The sequence below is a fragment of the Cupriavidus sp. HMR-1 genome (genome assembly GCF_000319775.1).
GTDB lineage: Bacteria > Pseudomonadota > Gammaproteobacteria > Burkholderiales > Burkholderiaceae > Cupriavidus > Cupriavidus metallidurans.
The window spans coordinates 1-7,313 of record NZ_ANKP01000270.1 but is presented as its reverse complement, the minus strand read 5'-3'; the positions used below and the strand labels follow the sequence as shown (position 1 = coordinate 7,313).

The 7,313-nt window shown below is 64.6% G+C and carries 8 protein-coding genes; 6 read left to right on the top strand and 2 right to left on the bottom strand.

The window, feature by feature from the left end; translation table 11 throughout:
- Positions 1–153: 153 nt before the first annotated feature.
- Both D769_RS29370 and D769_RS29365 read right to left on the bottom strand, forming a co-directional pair.
- Positions 154–1,179 (bottom strand): hypothetical protein, encoded by a 1,026-nt coding sequence (locus D769_RS29370; protein ID WP_008652213.1) that lies wholly within the window; start codon positions 1,177–1,179, stop codon positions 154–156.
- Positions 1,180–1,202: 23 nt separating this feature from the next.
- A complete protein-coding gene (locus tag D769_RS29365; protein ID WP_008652211.1) occupies positions 1,203–1,538 on the bottom strand; it encodes a cupin domain-containing protein in 336 nt (111 codons plus the stop codon).
- Between the two features lie 509 nt (positions 1,539–2,047).
- Between D769_RS29365 and D769_RS29360 the strand changes: the two genes are divergently transcribed.
- The 6 genes from D769_RS29360 to D769_RS29335 all read left to right on the top strand — a co-directional run bounded on the left by D769_RS29360 (position 2,048) and on the right by D769_RS29335 (position 7,238).
- Positions 2,048–3,124 (top strand): porin, encoded by a 1,077-nt coding sequence (locus tag D769_RS29360; protein WP_008652209.1) that lies wholly within the window; start codon positions 2,048–2,050, stop codon positions 3,122–3,124.
- Positions 3,125–3,247: 123 nt separating this feature from the next.
- Entirely contained in the window at positions 3,248–3,613 is a 366-nt protein-coding gene (locus D769_RS29355) for a hypothetical protein (RefSeq protein ID WP_008652207.1), read from the top strand.
- Between the two features lie 76 nt (positions 3,614–3,689).
- Positions 3,690–4,397, top strand: a complete 708-nt coding sequence (locus D769_RS29350; RefSeq protein WP_152415109.1) for a hypothetical protein — start codon at positions 3,690–3,692, stop codon at positions 4,395–4,397.
- A 1-nt stretch (position 4,398) separates the two neighbouring features.
- Entirely contained in the window at positions 4,399–5,046 is a 648-nt protein-coding gene (locus D769_RS29345; protein WP_008652204.1) for a hypothetical protein, read from the top strand.
- A gap of 228 nt (positions 5,047–5,274) precedes the next feature.
- Entirely contained in the window at positions 5,275–5,580 is a 306-nt protein-coding gene (locus tag D769_RS29340; RefSeq protein ID WP_008652203.1) for a DUF485 domain-containing protein, read from the top strand.
- Positions 5,577–7,238: a cation acetate symporter gene (locus D769_RS29335; protein ID WP_008652202.1), complete on the top strand. Its 1,662-nt coding sequence runs from the start codon at positions 5,577–5,579 to the stop codon at positions 7,236–7,238. The genes D769_RS29340 and D769_RS29335 overlap by 4 nt, the downstream gene beginning before the upstream one ends.
- The last annotated feature ends 75 nt before the right edge of the window (positions 7,239–7,313 follow it).

Below are 7,313 nucleotides of genomic sequence, written 5' to 3'. Positions count from 1 at the left end.
GGGTGAAGCAGGGGTTTCGGCTCGTATGCGAGCCGCCTGCGGAACGGCATGTGCCTGCGAGCACATGCGCGCCCTGCAAGGGCGCGGCCGCAGACAGTACACCAGGTACGGCAAGGCCGCGCAACGACGCCAGAATCATTTTGATAGCGTCTCTTAGAGGAAGCGCTCCGCTTCGTCCAGCATATTGCGCACCGGGACTATCGCACTGCGCTTCACCCGCACCAGCATGAACGCCCGGACCAGCGGCGGGTCACCGGGGATGGTCGCCGATCCTAGCTCGACGTCATCGCCACCCACATCATCATTCGTCAGCAGGACATTCATGCGGCTCAGCCGCACGTGCCGGTAATCCACCCGCAGCAATTGCCTGACATCTCCGATCACCTTGATCAGGATGTCCAGTTGGCGATCGAGCGTGCCGGTGGCCTCGGACAGCTTAGCCAGTTCGGCATCGTTGCGCGCGATTTCGGCGTCCAGTTTCGCCACCTCACCGATTGCCGGTTCCACCGCGCCGCCCACTACCGCGCCCATCCCCTTGCCTTGCGACTCGAGCAGGCGCTGCCGCGTCTTGAGCAGTGCGATCTCTTGCTTGAGCGCATCGCGCTTCGTCAGCCGGCTGGCAATGCGCGCCATCCCCTGGATCGCCAGTTGGTCGAGCATCCGGCGCACGATCTCCTCGCGCAGCGCGGCTTCGGTCGGCTCGCACATCGTGAGTTGATGATCGCTGAAGCTGAATGTCGTCTGCGGCACATCGGAGCGCACGGTATCGCCTTCCGTGGCTACGCCGAGCGTGTGGCGCTCCACTATGGTCATGCCGAGCACCGCGTACGCCTCATCGGCCGCCAGGTTGTTGTCGAAGAACTTGCGCAGCGTCGTGGCCCCGTTCAGCGCGCGGGACACGTCGTCCGCCGTCGCAAAGCAGGCATGGATGCAGGCATCCGTCGACCAGTCGGCCGCGCATGCCTCATGAACGGCGGGCAGTTGGGCCACCAGCCCCCTGACGTATTCGAGTGCGGCGGCGGTCTCGGGCGCCAGCCTCTGCTGGTAGCGCGTGGCCAGCCGCAGGCGCGGATTCAACGCCGTCATGCGCTCGATCGTGTCGTCTACGTCACGTCCGCCTCTGGCGCCACCACCGGATGCCTCGGTCCCGCGCCGCCTGAACCATCTGCTGATACCCATCGGATCCTCTTGTCAGTCGTGTGTCAGTCGTGATTCAGCAGCACGATCGTCAACAGCAGCGAGGCATCGCTGAGCGCCGCCACGTCGTGCGGCTCCCCGCCGGCGAGGTAGAGCAGATCGCCGTGTCGAAGCCGTTGGGCAACGCTACCGAGCGTTACCTCGATTTCGCCTTCGAGACATTGAATCGTGACCGGGCCGGGTACCGCGTGCTGTGGCAGCCGCTTGCCGGCCAGCATGACGAGCCGGGCAACTTCGAGGTGGGGGGCCTTGAACAGCGCGCTACTCGGCGTTTGCGCCAGGTCCGTGCCGAGCGGCAGGACGCTCGCGGTCTGGCCAGACGAAAGATGGGGCAGTGACATGGATAGGGGCTCGCTGATTGGATGAACGCCGGGCGGCGCGACGCACGCCGCATGTGGCCGCTTTCAGTCTATTGCGAGAACCGGCCGGTCAGAAAGGGACGTGCGTCAAAAGACGCGCATTTCGGGGCGTCGGAGCGAATGCAGTAAACTACGCATCGTTCGCCACGCCGGACGCGGCCCATCGTGCATGTCTTTATCCGCACACGAGCCGCCGTCACGAACGTCGAAGTGGGTATCCGGCGAACACATCCCTGGGCCCTCGCGCCCGCCCCACCAGCCTGCCCGAACCTGCCAACGAGCGGTCCGGCTTGCGCCCCCTCCAGGCTTTGCCTGCCGCTTCGACCCTCGATCCGGGCCTACGCGCCTTTTGCCGCGCACGGTCTGGATAACGCCCCGCGCGCCCTGACGGGACCGCCGCGCGGGACTGGAACCCCCCAGGCAACTGCCTGACCGGTCTGCCCCTGGACGCGCTCATGCGCCGGGCGGGACCGAATTCCGGAGGACAATCCATGAAGAAGTCAGCCAGCCTCTGGCTGCTTGCCGCCACCGTCGTGCCCGGCACCACCTACGCCGAATCCGGTGTGAACCTGTATGGCATCGTCAGTTCGGCGGTGCGCTATACCTCGAACCTCGACGGTCGGCATCATGACCAGGTCGCGCTCGTATCGGGCGGCATGGTAGGCAGCCGCTTCGGCCTGCGGGGCTCCGAGGACCTTGGGGGCGGCAACAGGGCCATCTTCCAGCTCGAGGCCGGCATCGGCAGCGACGATGGCCGCGCGGCCTACAACGCATTTTTCGGGCGCCAGGCCTGGGCCGGTCTCTCCGGCAACTGGGGCAGTCTGACCTTCGGGCGCCAGTACAACGCGCTCAACAACATCGGCTGGGCGTTCAATCCGCTCGATCAGGGCTGGGGCAACTTTTGGTCCGACCCGCTGTACGTCGGCGGCGACATCTTCTTCCAGGACTACCGCATCAACAACAGCGTGGTCTATCAAAACACGATCGGCCCGTTCTCCGTCCAGCTCGACTACGGCGCGGGCGAGCAACCCGGCAACCAGAGCCGTGGCACCACGCTCGGCGGCGGCGTGAAATACCAGCAGGGACCGCTGGCGCTGGGCGTGGCCTACGACCAGCGCAGCAGCACCGATGGCGCGAACACGATCCGCAATTACTCGGTGGGCGGGTCCTACGCGTTTGGCAAGGCCACGGCCTACCTGGGCCACATGGGACGTCGTGAAACAGCCAGCGATGCCTCATTCGCCACCTCGTTCATCGGCCTCGGCTATCAGCTCACCCCTGCGCTGCATCTGTCTGGCGCCTATTACCGCTACCAGCAACGCGGGGCCGTGACCACGCAGTTCCAGGAGACGCCCATCCTGCTGGGCAGCGGCAACGCCGACAGCGTCGCCCTGGTCGGCGACTACGCGCTCTCCAAGCGCACCAGCCTGTACGTGGAGGCCGATGTCGTCTACGCGCGCGGCGGCACCGTCGGCCGCGAAACCGAGTATTGGGCTGGCACGCCGGTGACCGACATCGACAGCACCACACGCGTGGGCGTCATGGTCGGCATGCGCCATCAGTTCTGAGCATCCGGCTGGTTTCCATTGGTCCCTAGGGCTTTGGACCAATGGAGACCATACAGCGGCAGGGATAAAGTGGATCGAGCACAACGGACAGCCGCTTCGCAGGAGAACATCTTGAAGCCATTGATGCGTACCGCCTTGATTGCAGTGCTGGGCCCCTGCTGGCTGGCGGCCTGCAATACCGCGCCAATCCCGCCCGGCAAACCCGTCGATATCTCCACCGCGCTGGAAAAGATCACCACCGACCTGTGCGCCTTCAAACAGAAGTTCGCGCAGAAGGCACAGGGCCAGGGCGTGGCGGTGGATACCTATCGCGTCGAACTGGCGCTGAGTGTCGACGGCGCGCGGAATCCGCCCGTGGCCGTCGCGCCGGATATCGCCTTCATGCCGACCGTGAGCTATGGCCAGACCATCACCATCGCCAAGGACAGCAAGGTGGTGGTGACCTTCAAGGACACGGGCGCATCGAGCCTGGCGTGCGACGGCCAGTAGAGCCGCAGTCCTGAACATTGCCATCCGCCCGGCACCCATCTCGAACCACTCCAACTAACTCGCCAGGTGAACCGCCATGCCAGGAAGCCAATCGGAGTCCGATGCGATGGAGCAGGCGGACGAAGGGCGCGATCCAGCCCTTAATGTCGTCGATCGTGTCGCGGAGATGTGCTTTGGGCTGTTCATGGCCCTGACGTTCGTCGGCGCGGTTTCTTCGGCAACTTCCGCGCCCTCCCAGCCTTCCGGGGCCGACGCGGGCCACACGATGCTCGTCACGGCGCTGGGCTGCAATCTGGCCTGGGGGCTCGTCGACGCGATCATGTTCCTGGTACGTACCCTGGCGGATCGCGGGATGCGATTCAAGGTCGCAACGGCCGCCCGGGAGGCGCCAACCGCAACCGAGGCCGTGCGTGCCATCCGCACCGCGCTGTCACCCAGCGCGCAGTTGCTGCTGAGTGACGCGGAGATCGACATGTTGCGTCAGCGGATGGCCAGTGCCGTAGAACTCCCTGAGCGGGCGAAGCTCAATACCCGCGACGTGCTGGGGTCGATCCGCATCTTCTTCATCGTCGTGCTGTCCACGTTTCCCGTCGCGCTGCCATTCGTGTTGCTGAGCGATGTGTCGACGGCCCTGATCGTTTCCCGCATCCTGACCCTCATCATGCTGTTCGCAGGCGGCATGGCGCTCGGTCGCCACGCAGGATTCAATGGCTGGGCCACCGGCCTTGGCATGACTGCGCTCGGTGTCGCCCTGACGATGGCCGTCATCGCTCTGGGGGGATGAAATGCGCCACCCGGTCGCCGCATTGGGTATCGCGCTGGCCGTATCCAGCGCGCACGCGCAGGAAGCTGCCGCGCCTGTGGCCAACGCATCGCAGGAAGCGCAGCCACCCACCTGGAATTTCTCGCTCGCCGGCTACTGGAACATGCCGCGTCAGGAGCAGAGTTACCTGTCCGCCATCGCGATCGCGGAGCGCGACAAGCTGCATCTCGAAGCGCGTGCCAACTACGAGGCCATGCACGCGCAATCGGCCTTCGTCGGCTGGTCCTTCGCCGGCGGTGAAACATTCACCTACAAGGTGACGCCGATCATCGGCTTCGCCATGGGAAGCATCCACGGCGTGATTCCAGGGCTGGAGGCGAGTCTCGCCGCGTACAAGTTCGACTACTACATCGAAGCCGAGTACCTGACCGGCTCCGGCACGCAAACGCCAAGTTATCTCTATGCCTGGAGCGAGCTTGGGTATCGTCCGGTCGATTGGCTGCGGCTTGGCTTCGTGATGCAACGGACGCGGATCTACGGCGGCGATCGTGAGTTCCAGCGTGGCGGCCTGGTGCAACTCACGTTCAAGAACGTGACGGTCGGCTGCTACTGGTTCAATCCCGGCTCGTCCGAGCAGGTGGTCATGACGAATCTCACCGTCTCGTTCTAGTTCTCCTGCGCGCGGCAGCACGCAATGCCGTGACGCCCCAAGCCCGTCCCGACGCACCACTTCGCGTTTACCCCCGGGCATTTCTCTGACCCGTGTAAGAAGCAGGTAAGCCGAACACCGTACCTTGTCGGCATGGTTCCCTGATGACGCTCATATTGCGCGCCCCGCTGGCGTGGCGCGCGGGCGGCACTCGGCCATGCAAAGCGCACAAGTACGCAGGAGACAGAGATGAATGACGATCTGGTCGAAAGACTGAAGACCAACCCACGGTATCAACAACTCGTCCACAAGCGCTCTCGGCTTGGCTGGATACTCACGCTCGTCATGCTCGTGGTGTATTACGGCTACGTGCTGCTGATTGCCTTCGACAAGGACCTGATGGCCACGAAGGTCGGAGACGGCGTGACGACATGGGGCATGCCGATCGGGCTGTTCGTGATCGTCTTCACCGTCGTCATCACGGGGCTCTACGTGCGCCATGCCAACAGCACTTATGACGAGCTCACCGAGCAGATCAAGCGGGAGGTCGCATGAAAACGCATCACGTTATCGCCGCAGGCGGCGCCCTGCTGTTGTCGACGGCCGCGTTGGCCGCGGGTGGTGATCTTGGGCAGGCCGTCAAACAGCCCACCAACTGGACGGCCATCGGCATGTTCGTCGTGTTCGTCATCGGCACGCTGTTCATCACCAAATGGGCGGCCAAGCGGACCACGTCCGCGGCGGCGTTCTATACGGGCGGTGGTGGCATCACCGGCTTCCAGAACGGCCTGGCCATCGCTGGCGACTACATGTCGGCAGCATCGTTCCTCGGCATTTCCGCCGCCGTGTTCGCAAACGGCTACGACGGCCTGATCTATTCGATCGGCTTCCTGGTCGGCTGGCCGATCATCACGTTCCTGATGGCGGAGCGCCTGCGCAACCTCGGCCGCTTCACCTTTGCCGATGTGGCCGCCTACCGCTTCAAGCAGGGCCCGATCCGCGCGTTCGCGGCATCGGGCACGCTGGTGGTGGTGGCGTTCTACCTGATCGCGCAGATGGTGGGCGCCGGGCAACTGATCAAGCTGCTGTTCGGGCTCGAGTACTGGATCGCGGTGGTGATCGTCGGCGCGCTGATGATGGTGTACGTGCTGTTCGGCGGCATGACGGCAACCACCTGGGTGCAGATCATCAAGGCTGGCCTGCTGCTGGGCGGCGCATCGTTCATGGCCTTCATGGTCATGGCGCAGTTCCACTTCAGCCCCGAGGCACTGTTCGCCAAGGCCGTTGAAGTCCATGCCAAGAAGGACGCGATCATGGGCCCGGGAACATTCATCAAGGACCCGATTTCTGCGATCTCGTTCGGCATCGCGCTAATGTTCGGCACGGCCGGCCTGCCGCACGTCCTGATGCGATTCTTCACCGTGCCCAACGCCAAGGAAGCGCGCAAGTCCGTGTTCTGGGCCACCACGTGGATCGGCTACTTCTACATCCTGACGTTCATCATCGGCTTCGGCGCCATCGTGCTGGTGAGCACCAACCCGACGTTCCAGGACGGTAGCGGCAAGCTGCTCGGCGGCCTCAACATGGCGGCCGTTCACCTGGCCACCGCAGTGGGCGGCAACGTGTTCCTCGGGTTCATCTCGGCGGTGGCGTTCGCGACAATCCTGGCCGTGGTAGCCGGCCTCACGCTGGCCGGCGCGTCGGCGGTGTCGCACGACCTGTACTCCACGGTCTTCATGCACGGCAAGGCAACCAGTTCGATGGAACTGCGCGTGTCGCGCATCACCACAATCATCCTGGGCATCATCGCCGTGGTGCTCGGCATCGTCTTCGAGAAGCAGAACATCGCGTTCATGGTGTCGCTGGCGTTCGCCGTGGCGGCATCGGCCAACTTCCCGGTGCTGTTCATGTCGGTGCTGTGGAAGAACTGCACTACGCGCGGCGCGATGGTGGGCGGCTTCCTCGGCCTGCTGTCGGCCGTGATTCTGACCGTCCTGTCGCAGGCGGTGTGGGTCGACGTGTTCCACTTCAAGGATGCGCCGTTCCCGTACACGTCTCCGGCGCTGTTCTCGATGACGATCGGCTTCGTCGGCATCTGGTTCTTCTCGATCACCGACAGGTCGCCCCGGGCACGTATCGACCGGGCCGGCTTCGAAGCACAGGAACTGCGTTCCGAGACCGGCATTGGCGCCGTCGGGGCCGCAAGCCACTGATCCGCCCGGCGCCGCCCCCCCCCGCGGCGCCTACGGCAACTGCTTGCCGGGCAGCGTGGGTGTCACGCCACGCGT

Excerpts from the sequence above, each read along its gene's own strand:
- D769_RS29370 (WP_008652213.1), bottom strand. The coding sequence starts at position 1,179 with ATGGGTATCAGCAGATGGTTCAGGCGGCGCGGGACCGAGGCATCCGGT.
- D769_RS29365 (WP_008652211.1), bottom strand. The coding sequence starts at position 1,538 with ATGTCACTGCCCCATCTTTCGTCTGGCCAGACCGCGAGCGTCCTGCCG.
- D769_RS29360 (WP_008652209.1), top strand. The coding sequence starts at position 2,048 with ATGAAGAAGTCAGCCAGCCTCTGGCTGCTTGCCGCCACCGTCGTGCCC.
- D769_RS29355 (WP_008652207.1), top strand. The coding sequence starts at position 3,248 with ATGCGTACCGCCTTGATTGCAGTGCTGGGCCCCTGCTGGCTGGCGGCC.
- D769_RS29350 (WP_152415109.1), top strand. The coding sequence starts at position 3,690 with ATGCCAGGAAGCCAATCGGAGTCCGATGCGATGGAGCAGGCGGACGAA.
- D769_RS29345 (WP_008652204.1), top strand. The coding sequence starts at position 4,399 with ATGCGCCACCCGGTCGCCGCATTGGGTATCGCGCTGGCCGTATCCAGC.
- D769_RS29340 (WP_008652203.1), top strand. The coding sequence starts at position 5,275 with ATGAATGACGATCTGGTCGAAAGACTGAAGACCAACCCACGGTATCAA.
- D769_RS29335 (WP_008652202.1), top strand. The coding sequence starts at position 5,577 with ATGAAAACGCATCACGTTATCGCCGCAGGCGGCGCCCTGCTGTTGTCG.